Source organism: Hymenobacter cyanobacteriorum (assembly GCF_022631375.1).
GTDB lineage: Bacteria > Bacteroidota > Bacteroidia > Cytophagales > Hymenobacteraceae > Hymenobacter > Hymenobacter cyanobacteriorum.
The window spans coordinates 602,654-628,874 of record NZ_JALBGC010000003.1; the positions used below are offsets into that span (position 1 = coordinate 602,654).

15 protein-coding genes are annotated in these 26,221 nt (G+C 64.2%); 8 read left to right on the forward strand and 7 right to left on the reverse strand.

Translation table 11 applies throughout. The features are described from left to right. The first annotated feature begins 458 nt into the window (after window positions 1–458). Window positions 459–5,339, forward strand: coding sequence for a fibronectin type III domain-containing protein (locus tag MON38_RS12310; protein WP_241936469.1), 4,881 nt, complete (start codon window positions 459–461; stop codon window positions 5,337–5,339). A gap of 75 nt (window positions 5,340–5,414) precedes the next feature. Here MON38_RS12310 and MON38_RS12315 read toward each other — a convergent pair whose 3' ends face one another. Next, window positions 5,415–6,824: a PQQ-dependent sugar dehydrogenase gene (locus MON38_RS12315; RefSeq protein ID WP_241936470.1), complete on the reverse strand. Its 1,410-nt coding sequence runs from the start codon at window positions 6,822–6,824 to the stop codon at window positions 5,415–5,417. A 136-nt stretch (window positions 6,825–6,960) separates the two neighbouring features. Here MON38_RS12315 and MON38_RS12320 point away from each other — a divergent pair, with 136 nt between their 5' ends. After that, window positions 6,961–7,413: a GNAT family N-acetyltransferase gene (locus MON38_RS12320; RefSeq protein ID WP_241936471.1), complete on the forward strand. Its 453-nt coding sequence runs from the start codon at window positions 6,961–6,963 to the stop codon at window positions 7,411–7,413. Between the two features lie 571 nt (window positions 7,414–7,984). Here the strand turns inward: MON38_RS12320 and MON38_RS12325 are convergent. The 4 genes from MON38_RS12325 to MON38_RS12340 all read right to left on the reverse strand — a co-directional run bounded on the left by MON38_RS12325 (window position 7,985) and on the right by MON38_RS12340 (window position 13,897). Beyond that, window positions 7,985–8,593 carry a DNA-3-methyladenine glycosylase gene (locus MON38_RS12325; protein ID WP_241936472.1) on the reverse strand — a complete coding sequence of 203 codons (609 nt, stop codon included), beginning with the start codon at window positions 8,591–8,593 and terminating at the stop codon, window positions 7,985–7,987. Window positions 8,594–8,686: 93 nt separating this feature from the next. Beyond that, window positions 8,687–10,678: a carboxypeptidase-like regulatory domain-containing protein gene (locus MON38_RS12330; protein WP_241936473.1), complete on the reverse strand. Its 1,992-nt coding sequence runs from the start codon at window positions 10,676–10,678 to the stop codon at window positions 8,687–8,689. Between the two features lie 67 nt (window positions 10,679–10,745). Beyond that, the gene (locus MON38_RS12335; protein WP_241936474.1) at window positions 10,746–12,728 is read right to left on the reverse strand and encodes a carboxypeptidase-like regulatory domain-containing protein; all 1,983 of its coding nucleotides are present in this window, start codon (window positions 12,726–12,728) and stop codon (window positions 10,746–10,748) included. 182 nt (window positions 12,729–12,910) lie between these two features. Next, window positions 12,911–13,897 (reverse strand): aspartate-semialdehyde dehydrogenase, encoded by a 987-nt coding sequence (locus tag MON38_RS12340; protein ID WP_241936475.1) that lies wholly within the window; start codon window positions 13,895–13,897, stop codon window positions 12,911–12,913. Between the two features lie 123 nt (window positions 13,898–14,020). On the opposite strand from MON38_RS12340, the gene MON38_RS12345 reads away from it, so the two are divergent. From MON38_RS12345 to MON38_RS12355, 3 genes are all read left to right on the forward strand, one after another. Beyond that, on the forward strand, window positions 14,021–16,621 hold the full coding sequence (locus MON38_RS12345; protein WP_241936476.1) for a lamin tail domain-containing protein: 2,601 nt from the start codon (window positions 14,021–14,023) through the stop codon (window positions 16,619–16,621). Window positions 16,622–16,894: 273 nt separating this feature from the next. Then, window positions 16,895–18,463 carry a DUF1800 domain-containing protein gene (locus MON38_RS12350; protein WP_241936477.1) on the forward strand — a complete coding sequence of 523 codons (1,569 nt, stop codon included), beginning with the start codon at window positions 16,895–16,897 and terminating at the stop codon, window positions 18,461–18,463. Window positions 18,464–18,620: 157 nt separating this feature from the next. Beyond that, entirely contained in the window at window positions 18,621–19,838 is a 1,218-nt protein-coding gene (locus MON38_RS12355; protein WP_241936478.1) for a DUF1501 domain-containing protein, read from the forward strand. A gap of 9 nt (window positions 19,839–19,847) precedes the next feature. Here the strand turns inward: MON38_RS12355 and MON38_RS12360 are convergent, their stop codons facing one another. Beyond that, window positions 19,848–20,567, reverse strand: coding sequence for a LytR/AlgR family response regulator transcription factor (locus MON38_RS12360; RefSeq protein WP_241936479.1), 720 nt, complete (start codon window positions 20,565–20,567; stop codon window positions 19,848–19,850). 155 nt (window positions 20,568–20,722) lie between these two features. Between MON38_RS12360 and MON38_RS12365 the strand changes: the two genes are divergently transcribed. Next, the gene (locus tag MON38_RS12365; protein ID WP_241936480.1) at window positions 20,723–21,193 is read left to right on the forward strand and encodes a hypothetical protein; all 471 of its coding nucleotides are present in this window, start codon (window positions 20,723–20,725) and stop codon (window positions 21,191–21,193) included. Window positions 21,194–21,379: 186 nt separating this feature from the next. Here MON38_RS12365 and MON38_RS12370 read toward each other — a convergent pair whose 3' ends face one another. Then, window positions 21,380–22,771, reverse strand: a complete 1,392-nt coding sequence (locus MON38_RS12370; protein ID WP_241936481.1) for an FAD-dependent oxidoreductase — start codon at window positions 22,769–22,771, stop codon at window positions 21,380–21,382. A gap of 193 nt (window positions 22,772–22,964) precedes the next feature. On the opposite strand from MON38_RS12370, the gene MON38_RS12375 reads away from it, so the two are divergent. After that, window positions 22,965–23,213: a hypothetical protein gene (locus MON38_RS12375; protein WP_241936482.1), complete on the forward strand. Its 249-nt coding sequence runs from the start codon at window positions 22,965–22,967 to the stop codon at window positions 23,211–23,213. Window positions 23,214–23,357: 144 nt separating this feature from the next. Beyond that, window positions 23,358–26,180 (forward strand): TonB-dependent receptor, encoded by a 2,823-nt coding sequence (locus MON38_RS12380; protein WP_241936483.1) that lies wholly within the window; start codon window positions 23,358–23,360, stop codon window positions 26,178–26,180. The last annotated feature ends 41 nt before the right edge of the window (window positions 26,181–26,221 follow it).

The following is a 26,221-nucleotide window of genomic DNA, read 5'->3' on the forward strand; positions in this document are numbered from 1 at the left end:
CAAGTAGTGGAAAACCCACTGAAGAAGAGCCGTGGTCGTAAGTGCCGGGCTTTGGCCAACCAAGTTACAAGCCAATCCGACACCAACAAAGCCTGGAGGCAAAATCAACCCCCAGAGTAGTTTTTTTTAGCGGCTTCTCAGCGAGCAAATTACGCGCCAAGGCCAGCAAACTTAGAATAAAAATGAACTATTTGGCAATAGTTTTTTCTCCCCATCTTTTCTCTGTATGTTGCTACGCGGTGCGCACCGGCCGCTGGCAGGCGGCCGCGGTAGCAATGTCCTCTTATCAGCGGGGCGCTACTGTAGCCAACTTGATAGCAGCAAGTACCTAAAGGATTTTTATTGCTTCGGCTTTGTGCTTACATTGCCCACTCGGACAGTGACATGACCCGCTTGCCCGGCACCCAAGGCAGCGGGTTTATTTAGTTGTTTCTTCACCAATTTTCCCCTTCACCCTCATGAAAAAACCCTTACTTGCAAAACTGCGTGGCTCGGGAGCCCACGCGCTGGCAATAGCAGCCCTGCTGCTAACCAGCGCGGCCGGCCACGCGCAGACAACGGCCTACTGCGCCACCGGCCTCGGCGGCGTCTGCGGTGGCAATAACATCACCACTCTCGGCATTACCGGCACTACCCTCAATGCTACGGGCCTTACCTGCGCCACCACGGGCGGGCAAGCCTACGCCACCTACCCGGCTACGGGCGCGACGACGGCCACGCTGTCGAGCGGGGTGCCCTACACCCTGAGCACGACGTTGAGCGGCGCGAGCATTGTATCGGTGTGGATTGACTACAACCACAACTTCGTGTTCGAGGCCAGCGAGTGGACGCAGGTGACCACCAGCTCGCCGACGGGCACGCCGGTGAGCGTGCAGCTGATAATACCGACCACCGCCGTGCAGGGCCAGACGGGCCTGCGCATCCGCAGCCGCTTGGCTGGCAACGCCAACGGTGCCACCGATGCCTGCACGTCGTTCGCCAGCGGCGAAACCAAAGACTTTACCGTGACCATTGGGGCACCGGTAGCCTGCCCGACGGTGTCGGGCGTGACGGTAACCAACATCACGGCCACGGGCGCTTCGGTGGGCTTCACTCCGGTTAGCGGCACCACCAGCTACACCGTGACGGCAACCCCAACCGGCGGCACGCCCATTACCCAAACCGGAACCACTTCGCCGATAACGTTGAGTGGCCTGACGGCCAGCACTACCTATACGCTGAGCATTGTGAGCAACTGCGGCGGCACCACTACCTCGGCGGCCGCCACCGGTTCGTTTGCAACGGGCTGCACGGCTGCACCCTATGCAACGGTGAATAACACGACGCCCTACACTCAGGATTTTGAAGCCACCTGGCTGAGCCAGTGCGGCACCCGAGACATACCGGCGACGAACTGGCGCAACACACCCATCACGGGCGACAACTCGTGGCGGCGCGACGACGACGGCGCCAGCGCCGCCTGGACTAGCACCTCGGGGGCCTACACGCCGGCCGGCAGCCCCCTCGGCAGCACCAGCCTGCACTCGGCCCGCTTTCACTCCTATGATATCGCCAACCGTGAGAACGGCCGGCTCGACCTGTCGCTGAACATGGCGGGCAGCAATGGTACCCCTACCCTTACCTTCGACTACATCAACACCAGCGGCTCCGACTCGCTGAAAGTGTACGTGAGCACCAACGGCGGCAGCACCTTCGGGGCCATGCTGCTGGGCCTGCGCAATGCCAGCGCCTGGGCGCGGCAAACGGTAGCCCTGCCCGCGGGCCTGACGGCAACCACCGTTATTCGCCTGCAAGCGGTAGGCGACTATGGCGTTACCGACATCGGCGTCGACAACGTGAGCGTGGGTTACATCAGCTGCCCGCCCGTGACGGCGGCCAGCCTTTCGAACATCACGGGCACGAGTGCTTCGCTCAGCTTCACGCCGGGCGCGGGCGCGGGTTCTTACATCGTGACGGTGACGCCGACCGGCGGCACGGCGACAACCATCACCCCGGCTCCCACCGGCTCGCCCGTGGCCCTGACCGGCCTGACGCCCAGCACGGCTTACACGGTGAGCATTGTGGGCAACTGCGGCACGACCAACGGCAACTCGACCGCCGTTACCCTTACGTTCAATACGGCTTGCGCAGCCGCGCCTTACGCGACGGTGAACAACACGACGCCCTACACCCAGGATTTTGAGGCCACCTGGCTGAGCCTGTGCGGCACCCGCGAAACGCCCGCCGTGAACTGGCGCAACTCGCCGTTGACTGGCAACAACTCGTGGCGCCGCGAGGACGACGGCGCCAGCGCCGCCTGGACCGGCCCGACCTCGGGCGCCTACACGCCCACCGGCAGCACCGTGGGCGGCGCCACCGGCACGCACTCGGCCCGCTTCCACACCTACAACGCCACGCGCGGCACCAGCGGCCAGCTCGACCTGGCCGTGAACATGGCCGGTACCAACGGCATTCCGACGCTGAGCTTCGACTACATCAACACCAGCGGTTCCGACTCGCTGGTTATTGCTGTGAGCACCAACGGCGGTACTTCTTTCGGGTCGACGCTCCTTAAGCTGCGCACCGCTACCGCCTGGACGGCCCAGACCCTAGCGCTGCCCACCACGGGCCTGACGGCAACCACCATCATTCGCTTCACGGCCTTCAGCGACTTCGGCACGACGGATATCGGCCTCGACAACGTGCGCGTGAGCTACGTCAGCTGCCCGCCCGTGACCGGGGTTTCCGTCTCCAACATCACGACCACCACGGCGAGCGTTGATTTTACGGCCAGCCCCAACGGCGGTTCTTACATCGTGACGGTGACGCCGACCGGCGGCACGGCCACTACCCAGACCGTGACCACCTCGCCCGTGAACCTGACTGGCCTGACGGCCAGCACCAACTACACGGTGAGCATTGTGGCCAACTGCGGCGCGGCCAATGGCAACTCGACCGCCGTTACGGCCACTTTCCGTACCGACTGTCTGCCCGCGCCTTACGCGACGGTGAACAACACGACGCCTTACACCCAGGATTTTGAGGCCACCTGGCTGAGCCTGTGCGGCATCAACGAAGTGCCCGGCGTGAACTGGCGCAATACCCCCACGACCGGCAACAACTCGTGGCGCCGCGAAGACGACGGTGTCAGCGCTGCTTGGACCGGCCCGACCTCGGGCGCCTACACGCCCACCGGCAGCACCGTGGGCGGCGCCACCGGCACGCACTCGGCCCGCTTCCACACCTACAACGCCACGCGCGGCACCAGCGGCCAGCTCGACCTAGCCGTGAACATGGCTGGTACCAACGGCATTCCGACACTGAGCTTCGATTACATCAACACCAGCGGCAACGACTCGGTGAGCGTATCGTTGAGCACCAACGGTGGCACCTCTTTCGGCCGGACGCTCCTTAAGCTGACGACGGCCGCCACCTGGACGCGCCAGACCCTGGCGCTGCCCACCACGGGCCTGACGGCGAACACCATCATTCGCCTCACAGCCTTCAGCGACTTTGGCACAACGGATATTGGCCTTGACAACGTGCGCGTGAGCTACGTGACCTGCCCGGCGGTGACGGCGGTGACGGCCACCAACGTGACGGCAACGACTGCAACGGTGAGCTTCACGGCACCAACCGCCGGGGTTTCGTACACCTTGACGGTGACGCCGGCGACCGGCACGCCCACCACGCAAACGGTAACGGCCTCACCCGCTACCCTCACCGGCCTGACGCCCAACACGGCTTACTCGGTGAGCATTGTGGCCAACTGCAGCGCGGCCAATGGCAACTCGGTAGCCGCAGCGGTGGCTTTCACCACCGAGTGCGCACCCGCGCCCTACGTGCTGGTGAACAATTCGACTCCTTATACCCAGGATTTCGAAGCTGCCTGGCTGAGCCAGTGCGGCACCAACGAAATTCCCAGCGTGAACTGGCGCGGCAAGCCCGTGACGGGCAACAACTCGTGGCGCCGCGAAGACGACGGCGCCAGCGCCGCCTGGACCGGTCCGACCTCGGGCGCTTACACGCCCACGAGCAGCACCGTGGGCGGCGCCACCGGCACGCACTCGGCCCGCTTCCACACCTACAACGCCACGCGCGGCACCAGCGGCCAGCTTGACCTGTATGTGAACCTGGCCGGCACGGGTGCCGCCGCCGGCCTCACGTTCGATTACATCAATACCAGCGGCGCTGACTCGCTGAACGTGTTTGTGAGCGTGAATGGCGGCAGCACGTTCGGCCGCTCGCTTGTGAAGCTGACGACGGCCGCCGCCTGGACGCGCCAGACCCTGTCGCTGCCAGCTAACGCGGGCGCTACCACCATCATCCGCTTCGCGGCCACCAGCGACTTTGGCACGACGGATATTGGCCTCGACAACGTGCGCGTGACGTACTCGGCCTGCTTGCCGGTATCGAACCTGACGGCTACCAACGTAACCAGCACCGGCGCGCAGCTTGGCTTTACGCCTCCGGCTGGTGCTCCCACGGGCACGACCTACGAAATCGAGTACGGTCTGCAGGGCTTCACCCTGGGCTCGGGCACGAAAGTGACCGGCCTGACGGCTCCCACCTACACGCTCACCGGCCTCACGCAGAGCCGCGACTATTGCTTCTACGTGCGGCAGAACTGCGGCACGGCCAACGGCAACAGCAGCTACGCCGGTCCCGTGTGCTTCACCACGCCGCTGCCCGTGCCGGCCAACGACGAACCTTGCGGCGCCGTGGCCCTGGGCAACACCGTAACGACCAGCACCAACGTTGGCGCTTCGACCAGTGCCCAGAACGGCATTGCGCTGCCCACCTGCTCGGGCGCGCAGCTGCCGAAAGATGTGTGGTTCACCTTCACGGCTACGGCCGCCTCGATGCCGATGACGGTGACGGGCACGGCCGCCGGTGTGGTGCAGGTGTATAGCAGCCCCAGCTGCTCGGCGGGTCCGTTCACGCGGGTATTCTGCCAGGCTGGCCCCAACAACAACCAGAACGTGGGCGCGCTCACCATCACCGGCCTCACGCCGGGCACGCGCTACTACATGTCGGTGAGCGGCTACGGCAGCGGCGACACGCAGGGCAGCTTCACCATCGGCGCCATTGCCACGGGCACCAAGGCCCAGGCCGACACCGATGCCCTGCTGGTGTACCCCAACCCGAGCAACACCGGCCAACTCACGCTGCGCCTGAATGGCCAGACGGGTGCCGGCCAGGCCACGCTGCTCAACGCGCTGGGCCAGGTGGTAGCCACCAAAAACCTGAGCGGCACCACCGAGCAGACCCTGAGCACCCGCGGCCTGGCCACGGGCCTCTACACGCTGCGCGTGACGGTGGCCGGCCAGGTGCTGACCCGCAAAGTGGTGCTGGAATAGTTTTCAGTCCCTTAGCGCACAAAAAAGAGCCGGCAGCTTTGCCGGCTCTTTTTTTATGTCCGATACGCAGGCAACTTACTCCACCACTAGCCGGCGCGTGGCGCGCCCGGCCGGGCCGTCGGCCTGCACGAGGTAGGTGCCCGCACGCAGCGCGGCTAAATCGAGCACGGCGGTGGCGCTGGCACCGGGCGGCTGGCTGAGCACCATGCGGCCCAACAGGTCGGCCACCTGCAGGCGGTAGCCGGCGGTGGGTAGCTGCACAGTGGCCAGCCGCCGGGCCGGGTTCGGAAACAGGCCGAAGGAAAAATCTGCCGCCGGGCGGGTGGCCGTGGCGGTGTAGGCGCGGTTTTCGAGCACGAGAATACGGTCGTCGGCAGCGGCGGGATTGCCGCGGCCGTCGCGGTTGCTGGTGCCCACGTACACCCGCCCCTGCGGCGACACGCAGACGGCCCGCAGCCGCCCAAAGCCGGTGAGGTAGTCGGTGCGGGTAGGGATGGCGAGGCCAGCCGCATCGAGCGTGAGCTGGGTGAGCCGGCTGCCTTTGAGCACGGCCAGCAGCAGGCTGCCGCGCCAGCCCGGAATGGCGGGGTGGTCGTAGTAAGCCAAGCCCGCCGGCGCGATGGTGGGCGTCCAGGTAGTGAGGGGCTCGCGCACGTTGTTGGCCGTGCAGAAAGTGGCCTCGGCGGGCAGGTCGCAGTAGCCTTCCACGGTAGGCCAGCCGTAGTTACGGCCGGCTTCAATCTTGTTGATTTCGTCGTCGTTGTTGGGGCCGTGCTCCGAGCTGTAGATGCGGCCGTTGGGCAGCTGCACCAGCCCCTGCGGGTTGCGGTGGCCCAGCGTGTACACCGGGCTGCCGGGCGTGGGGTTGTTGGCCGGAATGGTGCCGTCGAGGTTGAGGCGCAGAATCTTGCCGTTGAGCGAGGCCAGGTTCTGGGCCTGGGGCTGCTGCTGGGCATCACCGGTGGTCATCAGCAACGTGTTGTCGGGCAGCAGCAGCAGGCGCGAGCCGCTGTGCGTGGTGGTGGCCACAATATTGCCCAGCAACACCACTGGGCTGCCCAGCGTGCCGTTGGTATACGTATAGCGCACCAGCTTTTCCTTCAACACGCCCTGGTCGGTGTAGTTATACACCACAAACACCAGGTAAGAAGTGCTGGCCGGCACCGCCGCCGGAACCAGTACGGCCAGGCCCAGCAGGCCGCTTTCGTTGCTTTCCGTCACGTCCGGAATGGTGAGTAGCGGCAGCACCTGCCCGGTAGTGGGGTTCACGCGGCTGATGCGCCCGCTGCGCTCAGTCATCCAGATAAAATTGTCGGGCCCCCACACTAGCTCCCAGATGGTGCTCAGGTTAGAGGCCAGGGCCGAGGCCGTGACGGTGGTGGTGCCCACCGGGAACGTGGTGAGGGCCGGAGCCTGGGCGGCGGCCACCTGGGGCAGCGCGGCCCCGAGGGCCAGCGCTAATCTGCGTAGCAGTTTCAGTTTCATATCGATAGGCAGTAAAGGTGAAAAGCCGGAAAACCACTTGTAGTACAGCGGCTAACGCGCTTTGGTTGTGGTTCCGGGCGGGCCGGAAGCATGCCGGGAGCTTTTGTAGCTTGCGCGGGCATTTTTTCCGGCCCGTATGTCTGCCTTTTTCACCGCCACTCATCCCTCGGGCTATGCCCTGAGCACCGACCCTGCCCAACTCGACGTAACCGCCGTGCACCGCTGGCTGAGCGAAGAGTCGTACTGGGCTCAACATATTCCGCGCGCCACCGTGGAGCGGGCCATTGCCAACTCGCTGTGCTTCGGCGTTTACGCGCCCGACGGCCAGCAGGCCGCCTTTTGCCGGGTAGTTACCGACCGGGCCACGTTTGCCTGGCTCTGCGACGTGTTTGTGCTGCCCGCCCACCGCGGCCACGGCCTCTCGAAGTGGCTGGTGCAGCAAATGCTGGCCCACCCCGACCTGCAAAACCTGCGCCGTCACCTGCTGGCCACCTTCGATGCCCACACCCTCTACCAGCGCTTCGGCTACGCCCCGCTCGATAGGCCCGACCGCTGGCTGGAAATGAAAAAGGATAAGCCGTACGGGTAGCCGGGCGCTTGGCGTGGATACGTTATATTCGACGGTTTGGCTAAACAATTTTAATTGCGAGGTCGAACGCCCAGCAACTGGTACAGTGAAGTATCAGCTATGAAGTTTCGGCCCCGGTATACACTAATGAATTGGCCTATACATATGGTATCCCTGGTGTGGTCATTGTATAACAACACCGCTTTAGCCCGGACATCTACTTCTGAGTGAGTTGTGTCAGGTTGTAATAATGCCAAGCGCCGCATAATAGCCTGCAATCGAGCTGTGTCCTGAATTAAAAAGGGCGTTGCATCGGAAAACTGCCGCTCATAATTCGCGCAGCCAATCCCCACGTAGGTTAGGATGCCAAAAGAGACGAAGGTCCCCTGAACCTGCTGCAATTGTCGTTGCGGAGTGGGGTGTTGCGCGTGTTCCTGCTCAGTTTTCTCCGGATTAGGAGATGAACAAGAAAATACATTAACGAGTCCAAGCACTAGCAAAGTGAGCAGTCTTCTCTGGTTCATTAGTTTCGTGAATTAAGACTACGCCGAAGAACGCGCTTTTCTATCCTTACAAATTCAGCGCAATCGTCTCACTTAGCCGGGCTTGTCCACTTGCTGCCCGCCAGCCGAAACCGCCATGGCAGCCCGGCTGCTTCCGCGCCCGCGTAGGCTAGTCCCACCCGGGTGCTGGCCACAATATCGGCAGCAGCTACTGCTTCGCCGTGGTCCTCAAACCAGATGTGCGGCCCCGTTACCGCCTCGCCGCTGAGCACCGGCGTGATGCCCAGCGCCTGCGTGAGCACGCCCGGCCCGGCCGTGAGGGCCCGCGCCGGCTGGGCCAGCCCGCGCCGCTGCAGCATCTCATCAAGGCCAAGCAGCGGCTCGATGGCGCGGATGAGGACGGCGTCGGGGTGCTGCGCATCATGGCAGGCAATGTTGAACAGCGCGTGGCGGTTATACACGGTGTAGATGTAGGCGTAGCCGCCGGGAACGTGCAGGCCCTGCGCCTGGTGGCGCTTGCGTTGCAGGTGCAGCGTAAGCGAATGGTCGCCCTCGTGCCGGTAAGCCTCCGTTTCGACAATGCGACCGGCCGTAATCACCCCATCAATGTGCGTGTAGAGGTGTTTGCCCAGCAGTTCGCGGGCAATGGTGAGCACATCGGAGCGCTGGAAAAAAGCAAGGGGCAACTTGGTGGGCATCGGCGAAAGAATGTAGCGTGGACTCTGTGAGTCCGCGCATTGGCGAGTTGTTATCCACCTCATACGCAACCGGCCACCAATGCGCCAAGCCGGCTACGGCCGCAACCGGTAGTGCAGCCCCACGCTTAGCACCCAGTGCTGCGGCTGCCACGGCAGCGAAGTGGCGGGTTGGCCATTCACGCGCAGGACCACGTCAGCATCGGGCAGATTGCGCGTCGCCGAGCTGCGCGTGAGGAAAAAGCCGCTTTCCTCGGCCAGCTGCAACTGGGCGCGGGTGCGCAGCGGCAGCAGGTAGCCCGCATCGGCCACCAACTCAAACTGATGCGTTAGCTCCAGCCCCAGGCCCAGGGTGGGCAGCACGGCCTGGGTGAAAGTTTGCAGGCGGGCACTGAGGCGGTCGGCTCCGAGGTTGGTGCCGGCCACGCGCAGGGCCGCGTCGGGGTTGTCGAAGGTGCCCACGGGGCGGGCCACCGATTGGGGAGCATAGGCCAGCCCGGCGCGGCCGTAGAGCGGGCGGTGCCGCGGCCGCAGGTTGCGCTGGTAGCTCAGGCCCAGTTGCCAGCCCTCACCTTCAAATTGCCCGTGCACCCGCGTCGAGGCCACGCGCAATTCCACCGACTTCGAAAGGGCAAACTGATAAGCAAAGCTGGTGAACAACGCCGGCTTTGGAGCCTTCACGCCGGCCGCGCCCCGCAAGGCAAAGCCCGAGCCCGCCGGAGCGAAATCTACCGCCAGCTCGCTGCCCGTTCCCGCCAGCGGCCACGCCCCCACCGCCACGCCGTAGCTGAGGCGACTCAGGAAGCGCAAGAGCCCCGATTCTTTGGGGACGGGCTGGCTGGCCGGGCTGGCGGCGCTGGAATCGGCCCCGGTCCGGCTTCGCCGAAACAGCGAGTCAGCCCGCTGCTGGCGGCGCTGGTCGAGCAGGGCCTGGCGCACCGCCACCGACGGCAGCAGCGTGGTTTGCCCGGCCCAGAAAGCCGAGTCGTAGGCCACCGTGGTGCGCAGAAACACGTCGTGCTCCTGCGCCCGGTCCACATAGCCGGGCCGCACCAGGTTAGCAGTATCAATGGCCGTGGCCAGAAACTCGCCGAAATAGCTGAGCGGTGGGCCGATGGGCAGCTTAGCCCGGGTTTGCCACCACACGGTTTTCAGGTGCCAGCGGCCGGCATAGGGCTGGTAGGCCACCCGCAGCCGGCGCGTACTAATATCATGGCCGGCCCGGCGCAGCCCGGTGGCCGTGAAGTGCCATTCGGCTCCCAAAAAAGCGTAGCTGCTCTGGTCGATGTAGAGCCGGCCCTCGCAGTCGGCGCGGCGGCTGCCGTTGCGCGGCCCAAAGTCAACCACGTACACTGGCCGGCCGGCGTAGCTGCTGCCTGGAGCCAGCCGGTAGGCATAGTCGCGGAAGTGTTTCGGGTTGATGAACTGCGCCCGCCGATGCACAAAATCGCCAAACTGCGCAATGAATGGCCCACCCGCCCAGTCGATGCGCACGGCCTGCCCGGCCGGCCGCAAATCCACCTTGCGGGCCTGCCGAATCTGCACGTCGCCATCGTCGGCCGGTTGGCGGTAGTCGGGCTTGAAAACCGTCAGCAGGCCCTCCACCAGGTAGCGCGGCCGGCCGATGCTGTCGTTGTCCGACTCGCGGTAGAAGCCCGTGAGCTGGGTGGCCCGCGCCGGGTAGTTGCGCGGAATGCGCGCCACGGCCTCGCGCACAATGCCCTCCACCGAGCCCGTTACCTGCACCTCGCCCAACGCGGCCGGGCTTATTCTCAGCTCGATGCGCAGCTCCGGCCCGGGCAGCGGCGGCAGCGGCTGCGTGTGGCTGCGGTAGCCCAGCAGCGCCACCGTCAGGCGTTCCCGGGCATAGGCCGGTGGAATGCTGAGCACGAAGCGGCCGTCATCATTGGTGCTGGTGCCGAGGCGGTTATCGGCCACGCCCACCTGCGCGTTGGGGATGGGCTGGTGGGTTTCGGCGTCGAGCACGCGGCCCCGTAGCACGGCATTCTGCGCGCGCAGGCCCAGCGGCAACAACCACACCAACAGCCCGATGAAGCGCATCCAAAAGCCGAATTTTAACCAACGCATGGGCAGTGTACGCAACGATGCAAGGCAGGACGTTGGCTTAAGCTGGCTTGTCAGCACTCCGAGCATCCTAAAGTAGCCGGTACAAAATGCCCAGCGTGAGTACCGGCCGGCCCAACGACCACGGCGCGGCCCCCGGGGCGTTGTTCACCAGCACGGTGGCCCCGGCGGCCGGCAACGCCAAGTCCACCTCGTTGCGCCCCAGAAAAAAGCCGCTTTCCTCGGCCAGGTGCAGCTCGCTGCGGGTGCGCCAGGGCAGCAGCAGGCCGGCATCGGCCACCACTTCGAGGTGGTGCGTGACTTCCACGCCCAGGCCCAGCCGGGGCATCCAGCCCTCGGAGAACTGTTGCACGGCCACGCTGATGCGGTCGGCGTTGAGCTTGGTGCCGGCCACGCGCAGGCCCTCGTCGGCGTTGTCGAACGTGCCGAAATCGTAGCCCACCCGCTGGTTGAAATACGCCACCCCGATGCGGCCCAGAATAGGCCGGTGGCGCGGGTTGAAGTTGTGCTCGTACGTCGCGCCAATTTCCAGGCTCTGGCCCTGAAAACTTCCCCGCACCTGGCGGGCACTGTAGTAGGCCGACAGGGTTTTGGTGAAGTCGAGCTGCAGGCTGCCCACGAACCAGCCGCCGGCAAAAGCCGCGTCCCGAGCCGGGGTCTGGCGCTGGGCCTGCGCCAAAAACGTCGAGCCCGGCGGCGCAAAGCTCAGGCTGAGGTCGGCGGCGGTGGCGTGCAGCGGCAGCAGGCTCCCCACCGAGCCGGTGCGCAGCCGCTCCAACACCTTCCAGAGCGGGCTCTTTGTTGATTTATTGGTACTGGCCGGAGCCGCCTGCGCGGCAAACAGCAGCTCGGCCTGCTGCTGCCGTTCCTGCTCGCGCAGGGCGTGGCGCAATTGCTCGGGCGGCAGCAGCGTGGTGTAGTTGCGCCAGAAAGCCGAGTCGTAGCGCACCGCATTCTGCCGGAACACGTCGCGGAACTGCGCCTTTTCGATATAGCCCGGCTTCGGGCCCTGCGCCGTGTCGATGGCCGTGGTCAGGAACTCAACCAGGTGGCGCAGGCGCACATGCGTCGCCCCCGTGCCCACGGTGTTGTACCACACACTTTTCAGGTGCCAGCGCCCGGCATAGAATTGATATTCCGTCCGGTAGGCCCGCACCTCGGCCTCGAAATTCCGCGGCATGAAGTCGTGCCGGATGCCTGTCGGCGTGCGGTGCCACTCGGCCGCCAGAAAAGCGTAGCTCTGCTGGTCGATGTAGAGCCGGCCCTCAAAATCGGCGTGGTTGTTCTTCGGCTTGGGGCCGAAGGTGATGACGTACACCGGCCGGTCGTTGTAGGTGGTGATATCGGCCAGCTTGTAGTCGTAATTCTTAAAATCGGCTTCGTTGATAAAGTCCAGCCGGTTGTGCACAAAATCGAACCGATGCGGAATAAACGGTCCCGCGTACCAGCCTTCCTGGAGCAGTCCGGTTTTGTGCTGCAGCCGCAAATCGACCTTGCGCGACTGTTTAATCACGATTTCGCCGTCGTTTTTCGGCTGCGTGTAGGGCGCTTTCAGCACCTTCAGCACGGCCTCGCCCAGGTAGCGGTACTGGTGCCGGTCCAGTTCCTCGTCCGACTCCCGAAAGAAGCCCTCCAGCCGCGTGGGCCGCCCCGGGTAGTTGGCAGGAATGCGCGCCACCGCTTCGCGCACAATGGACAGCACCGAGCCCGCCACTCGCACTTCGCCCAGCGCCGCCGGCGCAATTTTCAGCGCAATCAGCAGCTCCGGTCCCGGCAGCTCCGGCAGCGGCTGGCTGTAATTTCTGTAGCCCAGCAGCGCCACCGTCAGCCGCTCGCGGGCGTAGGCCGGCGGGATGTTCAGGACAAAGCGGCCGTCGTCATTGGTACTCGTGCCAATGCGGTTGTTGGCCACGCCCACCTGCGCATTTGGAATGGGCTGGTGGGTTTCGGCATCGAGCACCCGGCCGCGTAGCACGGCCGGGGCCTGCGCCCACAGCTGGCCCGCCAGCAGCACCAGCCACCCCACAAAAAACCCGCGTATCGTTGTCATCATAGCAGTGTTGCAAAGTAGCAAAGCCACTCAAATTCATAACCCTGCAACGCACCCGCCCGGTTTTCTGGTATGCCGCTTCCCAACGAAACCCGGCTTTGAGCGCCCCACGCCAAACGGCCCCGGCCGGGCATTGCTGCTCCGCCGGGGCCGTTTGGGTCAACGCCTGCTGTAGCGGTTGGCCGCTAGCGCTTGCCGGCCAGGTATTCGGCAATCTGCACGGCGTTGGTGGCGGCGCCTTTACGCAAGTTGTCGGCCACCACCCACATATTCAGGGTTTTGGGCTGGGTTTCGTCGCGGCGTAGGCGGCCCACCAGCACGGCATCCTTGCCGTGGCTGTCCTTGGGCATGGGGTACTTGTTCGTGGAAGGGTCGTCTACCAACTCCACGCCGGGCGTATTGGCCAGGATTTCGCGCACGTCTGCCAGGTCAAATTCCTCGGCGAACTCCACGTTGATGGATTCCGAATGCCCGCCCATCACCGGGATGCGCACGCAGGTGGCCGTCACGCGGATGCTGTCGTCGCCCATGATTTTCTTCGTCTCGTTCACCATTTTCAGCTCCTCCTTGGTGTAGCCGTTGGGCTCGAACACATCGATGTGCGGCAGCACGTTCAGGTCGATGGGGTGCGGGTAGGCGGGGTTGCTGGCGGTCTGGCCGGCGCGCTCCTCCAGCAGCTGGTCCACGGCTTTTTTGCCGGTGCCGGTCACGCTCTGGTAGGTGCTCACCACAATGCGGCGCACTTTGTACTTCTTGTGCAAGTCGTTCAGCGCCACCACCATCTGAATGGTCGAGCAGTTCGGGTTGGCAATGATTTTATCGTCCGGGCCGATGGTGTCGGCGTTCAGCTCGGGCACCACCAGCTTCTTGGTGGGGTCCATGCGCCAGGCCGAGGAGTTGTCAATCACCACGGTGCCCACGGCGGCGAAGCGCGGCGCGTGCTCCTTGCTCACGGAGCCGCCGGCCGAGAAAATGGCGAAATCGGGCCGGGCCGCAATGGCGTCGTCCATGCTCACCACGGGGTATTTTTTACCTTGATACTCAACTTCCTGGCCCACCGATTTGGCCGAAGCCACGGGCAGCAGCTCGGTAAGGGGAAACTGGCGCTCGGCCAGTACTTTCAACATCTCGGTGCCCACCAGGCCGGTGGCACCCACAACAGCAATTTTCATGGAAAAAGCAGAAAATTAAATAGGTACGCCCCTGCGCACACATTCGCAAATGTCGCCAGAAATGGGTTACTTTAGACGCCGCTTCCTGATTTTTGCCTCCTCACTTCTTCGCGTCCCGTTCGCTTGAAACACCTGTACCTGCTCCTTCTGCTGTTGCTGCCCGCCCTGGCCCAGGCTCAGGTCGTTGATGCGTTCACCGACGGCAACTTCACCGCCAACCCCGCCTGGACCGGCGACGCGGCCAGTTTCCAGGTCGTGAATCAGCAGCTGCAGAGCAACGGCCCGGCCATCACCTCCACTACGCCCATTGTGCTCAGCACGCCCAGCCAGGCCAACATTGGCACGGTGTGGGAATTCTGGGCCAACCTGAAATTCGCCACCAGCTCGGGCAACCTGGCCGACGTGTGGCTGATGGCCACCCAGCCCGACCTCAAAAACGCCAACAATACCGGCTACTTCGTGCGCCTCGGCGGCACCGACGACGAGGTGAGCCTCTTCCGCAAGGACTCGACCAAAGCCGCTGTGCTCGTCATCGACGGCTTGAACGGTACGTTGGCCAGCACCACCAACAACCTGGTGCGCGTGCGCGTGACGCGCACCACCGCCAACCGCTGGACCCTGGAGCGCGACCTCACCGGCGGCCGCACCTTCGTGGCCGAAGCCGCCCAGCCCATTGATGCCACTTACCAGCGCAGCGTGGCCTTCGGCGTGTCGCTGCTCTACTCTTCGGCCAACTTCAACAAGTTTGCCTTCGACGACTTTGCCGTGACCGACGCTACCGCGCCGCTGCTGCTGCGCGCCGCGCCCGTCGATGCCCGGCAGGTCGACCTGCTGTTTAACGAGCCCGTGAGCGCGGCCAGCGCCGGCCTGGCCGCCAACTACCGCCTGCAAAGCGGAGCGGTGCCTGTGGCGGCGCAGGTTTCGGCCAGCAACCCGGCCGGCGTGCGCCTCACGTTCGCGGCCGATTTTGCCCCGCAAAGCGTGGTGGAAGCCCGCAGCATTGCTGATTTGTACGGCAACGTGGCGGCCGGGCCGCTCACGGCTACATTCACGGCGCTGCCCTCGGCCCCGGCCGTGGGCGAGCTGATTATCAGTGAGATTTTTGCCGATGAAACCCCGCAGGTGGGCTTGCCACTGTCGGAATACGTGGAGATTTACAACCGCAGCGCCACCAAAACCCTGAGTTTGCGCGGCGTGCGCCTGGGCAAGGGCAGCAGCGCCACGGTGGCCGTTTTTCCGGATACCGCCAAGCTGCTGCCCGGGCAATATGCGGTGCTGTGCGGCAGCACGCGCACCCTGCAATTTGCCAGTTACGGTAAGGTATATGGCCTCACTAATTTCCCCTCGCTCAGCAACGGCGGCGACCAGCTGGTGCTGCGCGGGCGCGACGGCCGCACGTTGTTCGAAGTCTCGTATTCGGACGCCTGGTACCGCGACCCCAAAAAGAAGGACGGCGGCTGGAGCCTCGAAATGATTGATGCCAACAGCTACTGCGGCGGGGCCGAAAACTGGATGGCCAGCACCGACCCCACCGGCGGCACGCCGGGCCGCGCCAACTCGGTGCGCGCCGCCAACGCCGACGTCCTGGCCCCCACCCTGCTCCGCGCCGTGGCCCTGAACGCCAACACCGTGCGCGCCTATTTCTCCGAAAAGCTCGACAGTGCCGCGGCGGCCACCATCGGCCGCTACACGCTGTCGCCCGCCATTGCAATTACCAGCGCCGCGCCCGTAGGGCCCGATTTTCGGCAGGTCGACCTCACGCTGGGGGCCGCCCTGGGGGCCAGCCGCCCCACCACCCTGGCCGTGCAAACGGCCACCGACTGCGCCGGTAACGCCAGCGGCCCATTGCAATCGGCCACTTTCGCCCTGCCCGAAGCAGCCGTGAGCGGCGACGTGGTGGTTAACGAAATCCTGTTCAACCCGCGCACGGGCGGCGTGCGCTTCGTCGAGCTCATCAACCGCAGCACCAAGTTCATCGATTTGCAGGGCTGGCAGCTGGGCAATTTGAAGCCCGACGGCAGCGTCGACAATGCGATTCTGAGCAGCGGGCCGCTGGTGCTGGGGCCGGGTTTGCTGCTGGCTTTCAGCAGCAGCACGGCCATCATCACGGCGCAGTACCCCACCAGCAGCGACGCGGCTAATCTGGTGCAGCTCAGCAGCCTGCCTACTTTCCCCGATGCCAGCACCGTAATACTCGCCGATAGCCGGGGCTTCGAGATTGACCGGCTGACCTACAACAAAAACCTGCACCTGAGCCTATTGAGCACGCAGGAAGGCGTGTCGCTGGAACGCATTCGCACCAACGGCGCCAGCAACGGCAGCAATTTCCACTCGGCGGCCGGCGCGGTGGGCTACGCCACGCCCGGCCGCCCCAACTCGCAGGCCCAGGATGCCGTGGGCGGCGACCAGGAGCTGGCCATCACGCCCGAAATTTTTACGCCCGACGACGACGGCCAGCAGGACTTCGCTACCCTCAACTACCACCTCGACAATACGGGATACGCGGCTACCATCACCGTGTACGACGCTCTGGGCCGCCTCACGCGCCACCTCGTGCGCAACGAAACCCTGCCCACCACCGGCTTCGTGCAGTGGGACGGCATCGACGACCGGGGCCACAAAGCCGCTGTGGGCTACTACATTCTGCTGGTCGAGCTGTTCCGCCCCAGCGGCGGCGAGAAGCGCGAGTACAAGAAGACCGTGGTGCTGGGCGCGCGGTTTTAGGGGGCGCAGGCGATTGAGTTAAGGAATGAGCGAACACCGCTGGCCGCAGTGTAGCGCGCAGCGCCTAACTGCAGGCTTACGCGTAACGCGAGTTTGCAACTCGCTGCTGCGGAGCAGCAATCCAACGCCGTCTACCTCGTGCCAATGGCGAGTTATAAACTCGCCTCACCTATCGGCCTGCAGTTACGCGCTGCGCGCTAAACTGCGGCCAGCGACATGTACCTACTGTACCGCCCCGTTAAACCCGCGCCGCCAAACTGCGTCTGAAGGGGCATGAACAGCTCCCAGCAACTGCAACACCTCTACTGGCGCGCCGGCTTCGGCCCGCGCCCGCAGGACGTGGCCGCCGGCCTGAGCCCGCGCAAAGCCCTGCGCCAGCTGCTCCACGATTCGGCCGCCTCCGAGCCCTTGGTTGGTGCCAGCCTCAACTACACCGACCCGCAGGGCGCGGTGATGGCCGACCCGGCCACCATGAAAAACAACCCCGTGCCCACCGGCATGGTGACCACGCCCGACCAGCCGGCCGCGCCCGGGGCACCCGCCGCCCCGGTGGCACCGATGCGGCCCCGCGCCGCGTTCAGGCCGGGGGTGGCGGCCGGGGTGCCGCGCCTGCGCCGGGCCGACCTCACGCCCGAGCAGCGCAAGATGCAGAACCAGGGCATCCGCGATGCCTTCAACAACATGAGCACGGCCTGGATGGACCGCATGGCCAACTCCCCGGCGCAATTGCGCGAGAAGATGACCTTGTTCTGGCACGGGCACTTTGCCTGCCGCGTGCGCCAGCCCGGCCCGGCCCTGAGCCTGCACAACGCCACCCGGCAGCACGCCCTGGGCAAGTTTCCGGACCTGCTGCTGGCCGTGAGCCAGGAGCCGGCCATGCTGCAATTCCTGAACAACCAGCAGAACCGCAAGGAGCATCCCAACGAAAATTTCGCCCGCGAGGTGATGGAGCTGTTCACCCTCGGCCGCGGCAACTACACCGAGAATGACGTGAAGGAAGCCGCCCGCGCCTTCACCGGCTGGGGCTACGACGGGCAGGGCAACTTCCGGTTTCGGGCGCGGGACCACGATGCCGGCTCGAAAATCTTTCTGGGCCGCACCGGCAATTTCACGGGCGAGGATGTGCTGAAAATCATTCTGGAACAGCCCGTTGCGGCCACGTTTCTCACTACGAAAATCTACCGCTTTTTCGTGAACGACGTGCCCAACCCGGCCCATATCGAGCCGCTCGCCGCCGCCTTCCGCCAAAGCGGCTACGACATGGCCGACCTGCTGGAGCGGATGTTTTCGGCCGACTGGTTCTACGAGCCGGCCAACGTGGGCACCCACATCAAAAGCCCCGTGGAGCTGCTAGCCGGCCTGCGCCGCACCCTGAACCTGAAAATCGACAATGCCCAGCCGCTGCTGGGCTACCAGCGCGCGCTGGGCCAAAACTTGTTTCAGCCGCCCAACGTGGCCGGCTGGCCCGGCGGCCGCAACTGGATTGACTCGTCGTCGCTGCTGCTGCGCCTGCAGCTGCCGGCCATCCTGTTCAAAAACGCCGAGTTCGCCGTGGCCCTGAAGCAGGACGAAAACGACATCGACCCCAACCAGACCAAGGCCCAGCGCACTGTGCGGCCCGGCGCGGGCGCCCACCTGCCGCTGGCCCCGCTGCAACAGTTGCTCGGCGCCACGCCCGCTCCGCAGCAGCCCGAAAAGTTGAGCGACTTCTTATTTCAGGCGAGCATCCGGCCCGAAAACCTGCAGCTGGTGCAGCAGGCCGCCGCGCAAAAAGAGCCGGCCGAAGCCTTGCGCGCCACACTGGTGAGCTTGTTGAGTTTGCCGGAGTATCAGTTGGCCTGATGTTTTGCGAAGGCACGTCGTGCCGAGCGCAGCCGAGCCATCTCGCGTGCCACCACTAAGTAAAACGCCTGAACGATTGAATTATGGCCCCATGCGAGATGCCTCGGCTGCACTCGGCATGACGTGCCCTATCCCATCTTCCCTATCCCCTTCCACTATGCCTACCTCCCGCCGCGATTTCCTGCGCACCTCCGCCCTGGCCAGCACGCTGCTGCTGGTGCCCAAGTTTCTGCACGCCCTGGACCGCGGACCCGGCCTGGCCGGCCTGCGCGATGCGGCCGGCGCGCGCCGCCTCATTGTGGTGCAGTTGGGCGGCGGCAACGATGGCCTGAACACCGTCATTCCGTACCGCAACGACCTGTACTACAAGGCCCGGCCCACGTTGGGCATCAAGGAGGCCGAAGGTATTCTGGGCCTTGAAAAGGACCTGGGCCTGCACCCGGCCCTAAAAGGCCTGAAGGGCCTCTACGACCAGGGCCAGCTGGCCGTGCTGAACTCGGTGGGCTACCCCAACCCCGACCGCTCGCACTTCCGCTCGATGGATATCTGGCAGTCGGGCTCGGGCTCGGAGCAGGTGGTGAGCACCGGCTGGCTGGGCCGCTACCTCGATTCGAGCTGCGCCGACTGCCAGCGGCCCTACAACGCCCTCGAAATCGACGATACGTTGAGCCTGGCCCTGAAAGGCCGTCAGCGCAAAGGCTTGGCGCTGAAAACGCCCGATAAATTCCACCAGCTTACCCAAAACCGTCTGCTCAGCAAGGTGAGCCAGGAAACCGCGCCCGCCCACCAAGAGCAGGTTGACTATCTGTATAAAACGCTGGCCGAAACCGCCTCCTCGGCCGATTACCTCTACGACAAGTCAAAAATCTATAAATCGACGGTCGCCTACCCCAATTCCGACTTCGGCAAGAACCTGAAAACCACCGCCGAACTGATTAACTCAGGCGTCGAGTCGCGCGTTTTCTACCTGGCCCTGAGCGGCTTCGACACCCACGTGCGCCAGCACGAGCAGCAGCAGCGCCTCTTCACTGACCTCGGCGACGGCCTCGCGGCCCTGGCCGACGACCTGCGCCAGCACGACCAGTGGAACAACACGCTGGTGCTGGTTTTCTCCGAATTTGGCCGCCGCGTGGGCCAGAACGCCAGCAACGGCACCGACCACGGCACGGCCAACAACGTGTTTCTGGCCGGTGGTGCGCTCGCCAAAAAAGGCGTCCTCAACGCCGCGCCCGACCTCGCCAACCTCGACCAAGGCGACCTGCGCCACCAAATCGACTTCCGCAGCATCTACGCCAGCGTGCTGAAGGATTGGCTTGGCGCCGACGACTTCGCCATTCTTGGCACCGGCTTCGAGCGAATGCCGGGGCTGGTGTAGAAAGCCGCTCTAAATGCGCTGCAGGCTCTTGTAGAAGCCTTCCTGGTACGACTTGCCGATGGGCACGAAGTGGCCGCCGTGCAGGTTGGCCGTGTTGTCCTCAATCGACTCGATGTGCTGGGTATTAAGCAGGTAGCTGCGGTGCACGCGCACAAAATTGGTGTATGGCGCCAGGCGCGTTTCCAGGGCCTTAAGCGTGGTGTACACAATGTATTTATGCTTGTCCGTCACGATGTTGACGTAGTCGGACAGCGCTTCCACATACAGCACTTCGTCGAAGTTGATGCGCACCATGCGGCTGTTCACCTTCACAAACAGGTCGCTGCGGGTAGGCACTTCGGCGGCGGCGGGGGCGCCGGCCGGGGCGCTGCTGCCCACGCGGCTGCTCACGCGCTCGACGGCCTGCGTGAAGCGGGCAAACTCGAACGGCTTCACCAGGTAGTCGGTCACGCGCAGGGCGAAGGCGTCGACGGCAAAATCCTGCCGGGCGGTGGTGATGATGACCTCTGGCGGGTTGGGCAGCACGCGCAGCAGGTCGAGCCCGCTGAGGTGGGGCATCTCAATGTCGAGGAAAAGCACATCAACACGGTTGCCTTCGCGGAAAAAAGCCAGCCCAGCCATGCCATCGGCCAGCGAGGCCACCAGTTTCAGGTTGGGGGTCAGCGACACATAATGCTCCAGGGTGAGGCGATTAATTTCGTCGTCGTCGATAATGGCGCAGGTCAGCATAGGGGCAGCAAGTGGGGAAGTCCGCTTAAAACGGCTTCGAATTGGGTCGTTCGTCGGTCTAAAGTAGCCGTTCAGATGGCAAGTTAGGCCATCGGCCGGCGAAGTAAATTTATTCTTGATAAAACAATGTGGTAATTTTGATATAGATTTGTGGCATGCCAAGTACTACTCTGCAGCCACTGGCTTGCGCCCAACCTGTTACTTCCGCTATTCGCTGGGCACTTGCTGGCCTATTGGGCCTGCTGCTGGCGCTTTCCGCCGGCCCGGCCCGGGCCCAGCGCTGGGCCACGCACCCCACGGCTACCGCCGCCGAAACGCAGAACGAAACCGCCGCGCCCAGCCTTTCGCGCCACGTGCACGATGTGCAGCGCATCACCGGCTACCTCGCCGATGCCCTGCGCCTGAGCACGGCCCAGCAAATGGCCCTGCAGCACTGCACCGTTGACGAGCGCGCGGCCCTGCTGCTGGCTACTTCCGACAAAGACGCCCGCGATGCGCAGGCCCGCTACCTGGCCAGCGTGCGCCGGGTGCTGGCCTCCAGCCAGCTGCGCAGCTACGTGCTGCTGCGCCAGCAGCTCGAAGGCACCCTGTTGCCCCTCGACGGCCTCGGCCTGGCCATTCGCTAGCGCCAGGCCGGCCGGCGTGTGCCGGCCGCTGGTTTCATTTCCCGCTTTTGCATTAGCTCCAGCCCCGCTTTTCGGCGGGGACGGGCATTTTACATCCTGAAAAAGCTGCTGCCTTTGCGCCCTTCCTGCTCCGTCTGCTTCTTGCTCCGGCCGGGTCGGCTGCCACGCGCAACCGGCAAAGCCGGTTTAGCGGGCGGGTTGCTGGGCCAACTCCTGCTGCACCAAGGCTTGCACGGCGGGTTGCTCGTAGTCGGCTTCGGCTTGAATGTGAGGCATGAGGCGGGCCATAATGGCGTCCTGGCGTTGGCCGGCGGCCCAGGCCTCGGCGTAGGGCGTGTCGGAGAAAGTGACCTGCGAGTACAGCGGCACCCACCGCCCGGGAAATTGCGTGGAAATCTTCGCCTCAATCTTCTTTTGCAGCAGGAAGCGCGGGTCGGCCACGCGGTCGCGCATTTCCACGAAGTTGTAGATGGCCAGGTCAGCCATGGCGTCGTTGTTGGGCTTGCGTTGTGCCTGGAACTCGGCGAAGATATCGGCCCAGGCCGCATCGCCGTGCTGGTCGAGCAGCTGGTTGAGCACGGTGCAGTCCTCGAAGCCGGCGTTCATGCCCTGGCCATAAAACGGCACAATGGCGTGCGCCGCATCACCGAGCAGCAGCACGTCGTCATCGTACTTCCACGGAAAGCACTTCACCGTGACGAGCGAGCCCGTGGGGTGCGCGAAAAATTCCTCCGTCAGGGCCGGCATCAGCGGCGTGGCATCGGGGAATACGCGGGTGAAAAATTCGGTCACGTCGGCCGGCGTTTGCAAAGCAGCAAAGCTTTCGGGGCCTTCGAAGGGAAAAAACAGGGTGCAGTTGAACGAGCCGTCGAGGTTGGGCAGCGCAATCATCAGGTATTGGCCCCGGGGCCAGATGTGCAGGGCATTTTTCTCGAACTGCCACGCGCCGCCGGGGCCGGCGGCAATGGTGAGCTCCTTATAGCCGTAGTCGAGAAAATCCTGCGAGTAGTCGAACCGGTCGGTGCGCTGCAGGGCAGCGCGCACGGCCGAGAAAGCGCCGTCGGTGCCGAACAGGCGTTGGTAGGGCGCAGTGTGCTCCTGGCGGGTTTCGGTGTCGCGCAGGCGCAGCTCTTTGGTTTTCAAATCGATGCCCAGGCACTGCTGACCAAAATGCACCTGCACCCCGGTCTGGCCCTCGGCCAGGTCGAGCAGGCGGCGGTTGAGGTGGCCGCGGTTCACCGAGTAAATGGCCTGGCCCTCGTGGCCGTAGGGCTGGCGCGTGAGGTTGCCGTGCACGTCGTGCATCACGCGGCCGCTCATCGGAATGCCCACCTGGCGGATGTCGTTGGCCACGCCCACGCCGCCCAGGGCCTTCCACCCGCGGTCCGAAAGGGCCAGGTTGATGGAGCGGCCCTCGTGCACATCGGCGCGGCGCGGGTCGGGGCGGCGCTCAAACACCTGCACGGCGTGGCCCCGGCGGGCCAGGTACAGCGAAAGCAGCGAGCCCACCAGGCCGGCGCCCATGATGGTGACGGAATCGGGGGCGGCAGTTGGCGAGGCAGGGGAAGGCGTGGTCATGGGTGGGCGGGAAAAAGGATTGCCCGGCGAAGCTACTACGCGCCTGCCCACTGGCCGGCACCGCAGCGCAGCACCAACGCGAAAGCCCGGGGATTCAACAGGAATTCGGACAAGTTGGTCGTAAATTTTTTACATCGGGCAACTCCCACCGGACTTTTGTCGAATTAGAACTAAATCGATAAAATTATTCATCATGACACGAACTCACGCTTCCCGGACGGGCTTGGTAAAGTGGCGGCAGCTGGCCCTGCGGCGGCGCGGGGTGGCGTTGGTGCTCATTGCCCAAAGTGCCCGGGCCAAGCCGGTGGCAGGCAGCCGGCGCTACCTCGTGGCAGCACCGGTTTGCCCGGTGGGCAAGCGCGCAACCATTCGGATTGGTGAATTTGTAATAAGCCCGGAAGGTGACCCGCGCATTCTAGGCCATCCGCAGATTCGCTATTAGCATTAAAAAACTATCCTCATTGCAATCTGGCTTAAAAAATGGACTGGCGTTGGCCATTTTTTAGAAACCGAACATTACAAAACGCACATTACCAATAGGAAATAACTGGTATATTTGGGGTTCCAATAACCAACTTGTTCTCCTATGCGCAGCGTTTACGTATTTTTTATTCTATGCTTTTGCCTGTCGGCGAGCAGTTATGCCCAGGGCCTGCAGGCCGTGAGCGGCACGGTGCAAACCGAGGCCGGCGCGCCGCTGCCGGGGGCCACGGTTTTCTTCAAGGGTACCTACACGGGTAGCAGCACCAACGAGGAAGGCCAGTTTGAGGTGAAAGGGGATTTTTCGAAGGGCGTGCTTACGCTGTCGGTGTCCTTCATCGGCTACGAAACCCAGGAGCTGCCCATTGCCGGTCCCGACAACGCTTTGGTGGTGACGCTGCGCCCCAGCGCCATGCTCGACCAGGTGGTGGTAGCGGCTTCCCGCGTGGAGGAAAACATTGGCCAGGTGCCGGTGACGGTGGAAAAGCTCGACCAGCGCCAGGTGGAGCAGATTACCACACCCGACCTGGTGGCGGGCCTGGCCCGTTTCAAAGCCATTGATGTGAGCAGTTCGAGCATGCTGGCGGCCAGCTTCAGCACGCGCGGCTTCAACTCGTCGCGCTCGGAGCGCATCATTCAGTTGGCCGATTACATGGATACGCAGATTCCGAGCATCAGCAGCAACTTTGGCAACCTGTTGGGCGTGCCGGTGCTGGATGTGGCCAGCGTGGAAGTGGTGCACGGCCCGGCTTCGGCCCTCTACGGCGCCAACGCCTTCAACGGCGTGCTGCTCACCAACTCGAAAGACCCGTTCCGCGACCCCGGCCTGACCTTGCGCGTGCGCGCCGGCAACCGCAGCATGCTCGACGGCCAGTTCCGCTACGCCCAGAAAATCGGCGAGCGCATGGCGTTCAAGATTTCGGGCGGCGCGATGCGGGCCAACGACTTCGTGGCCACCAACTTCGATGCCACTTCGCCGTTCATTGAGCCGGCCAACAACCCCGCTGGCTCGAACCTGGGCTACGACGCGGTGAGCCGCTACGGCGACATTGGCAACACGTTTCCGGCCAGCCCGACGACGCAGGGCTACGCCGGGCCGTTGCTGGCCAACAAAACGGTGTTTCTGCCCGGCTACACCGAACGCCAGCTCGTGGCCGGCGACAGTACCACGCACTCCTACAAGCTGGCACCTAGCTTTTCGGTGCTCGTGACCAACCGCATCAAAGCCACCGTGGACTACCGCTACACCAACGGCACCACCACGTACCAGAGCGCGAGCCGCTACCGCTTCATCAACAGCGGCGCGCACCAGGGCCGGGTGCAGCTGGAGGGCAGCAACTGGTTTTTGCGCGCCTTCACCACGCACGACTACTCGGGCCAGCGCGACCCGCAAACCGACGGCTCGTACAACCTGGGTTTCCTGGGCGCTTTCCTGCAAACGCAGGCGGCCCCGGGCAACGCCATCAACCCCAACACCGGCAAACCCGTCACCTACGCCGAGCGGTATTTTGGCACGTATGCCGTGGCCTACAACACCGCTTACACCCAGGCGCTGGGAGCCGGCAACAGCGCCGCGGCGGCAGCCGATGCCGCAGCCCTCGCAGCCCGCAACGCGGCCAATACCAGCGCCCCGCTGCTGAAGCCGGGCACGCCGGAGTTCGACGCGGCCCGCAACAAAATTATTCACGACCCGACGCCGGGCCAGGGCGCGCGCCTCATCATCCGCTCCATTCTGAACGAGGGCAGTGGGCAGTACACGTTCAAAAACAACTTTGCCGACCTGACCGTGGGCGCGGCCTACCGCCAGTTTCTGCTGGGCTCGGATGGCAGCCTGTTTGAAGACACCAAGGACGGCGACCGCATCAAGAACTACGAGTACGGCGCCTACGCCCAAGCCACCAAAACGCTGCTCGACGACCACCTGAAGCTGGCCGCGGCCGGCCGCATCGACAATTTCAAGAACTTCGGCACGGCGTTTTCGCCGCGGGCTTCGGCCGTGTACTCGCTCGGGGCCGATAAGCTGCAGAACTTCCGTGTGAGCTACAGCCGCGCCTTCCGCGCCCCTACGCAGAATGACCAGTACATCAAGCTCGACGTGGGCCGCGCCTTGCTACTGGGCAACGTGCGCGGCGGCTTCCAGGGCTACCTGCCGTCGTTGGGTGGCCGCCTGGCCACCGACCCCACCATTCTGGCCCCAACCCGCGCCGCCGAGCTGGCCGCCTACGAGTACGCCGCCCCGGCCCTGAAGCTGGAGCAGGTAAACAGCGTGGAATTTGGCTACCGCGCCCAGATTGCCAAGAAGCTGTACCTCGACGTGGACTACTTCTACAACGTGTACAACAACTTCATTGCCACCCAGAACTTCATTGGTAATGTGGATGGTAGCCGCCCCACCGCTACGCAACTCGCTACCGGTGGCAGCGTGCGCTTCCAAAGCCCAACGTTGCTCAACGGCACCGTTAACAATACCCGCGTGATTCAGATTGCCGCCAACGTGGACCAGCGCGTACAAAGCCAGGGCGCGGGCCTCACGCTGAGCTACGCCTTCGCGCCGGCCCTGACGGTGAGCGGCAACTATAGCTACAACGACCTCATCACGAAGGCCTTCAAAGTCGGCACGCAGTCGTTCTTCAACACGCCCCGGCACAAGTACAACCTCGGCCTCGACGGCCAGGCCCTGAACCGGACCCTGAGCTACAACGTGAACTACCGCTGGGTCGACAGCTTCCTGTACGAGTCGACCTTCGCTACCGGCACCGTGCCCACGGCCCACACCGTGGATGCGCAGGTGGGCTACCTCATCAAGCCGCTGCACCTCACGGCCCAGGCCGGTGTCACCAACCTGTTCGACGCCCAGAACTTCCAGGTATACGGCGCGCCCAGCTACGGCCGCCTGGGCTACTTCGGCTTGCTGTTCGACATTAAATAACCCGCCGGTCTTCTGGCGGCAAAAAGCCCCGTCCAATAGCT

Coding starts and splice junctions, on each gene's coding strand:
- MON38_RS12310 (WP_241936469.1), top strand. CDS start 459: ATGAAAAAACCCTTACTTGCAAAACTGCGTGGCTCGGGAGCCCACGCG.
- MON38_RS12315 (WP_241936470.1), bottom strand. CDS start 6,824: ATGAAACTGAAACTGCTACGCAGATTAGCGCTGGCCCTCGGGGCCGCG.
- MON38_RS12320 (WP_241936471.1), top strand. CDS start 6,961: ATGTCTGCCTTTTTCACCGCCACTCATCCCTCGGGCTATGCCCTGAGC.
- MON38_RS12325 (WP_241936472.1), bottom strand. CDS start 8,593: ATGCCCACCAAGTTGCCCCTTGCTTTTTTCCAGCGCTCCGATGTGCTC.
- MON38_RS12330 (WP_241936473.1), bottom strand. CDS start 10,678: ATGCGTTGGTTAAAATTCGGCTTTTGGATGCGCTTCATCGGGCTGTTG.
- MON38_RS12335 (WP_241936474.1), bottom strand. CDS start 12,728: ATGATGACAACGATACGCGGGTTTTTTGTGGGGTGGCTGGTGCTGCTG.
- MON38_RS12340 (WP_241936475.1), bottom strand. CDS start 13,897: ATGAAAATTGCTGTTGTGGGTGCCACCGGCCTGGTGGGCACCGAGATG.
- MON38_RS12350 (WP_241936477.1), top strand. CDS start 16,895: ATGAACAGCTCCCAGCAACTGCAACACCTCTACTGGCGCGCCGGCTTC.
- MON38_RS12355 (WP_241936478.1), top strand. CDS start 18,621: ATGCCTACCTCCCGCCGCGATTTCCTGCGCACCTCCGCCCTGGCCAGC.
- MON38_RS12360 (WP_241936479.1), bottom strand. CDS start 20,567: ATGCTGACCTGCGCCATTATCGACGACGACGAAATTAATCGCCTCACC.
- MON38_RS12365 (WP_241936480.1), top strand. CDS start 20,723: ATGCCAAGTACTACTCTGCAGCCACTGGCTTGCGCCCAACCTGTTACT.
- MON38_RS12370 (WP_241936481.1), bottom strand. CDS start 22,771: ATGACCACGCCTTCCCCTGCCTCGCCAACTGCCGCCCCCGATTCCGTC.
- MON38_RS12375 (WP_241936482.1), top strand. CDS start 22,965: ATGACACGAACTCACGCTTCCCGGACGGGCTTGGTAAAGTGGCGGCAG.
- MON38_RS12380 (WP_241936483.1), top strand. CDS start 23,358: ATGCGCAGCGTTTACGTATTTTTTATTCTATGCTTTTGCCTGTCGGCG.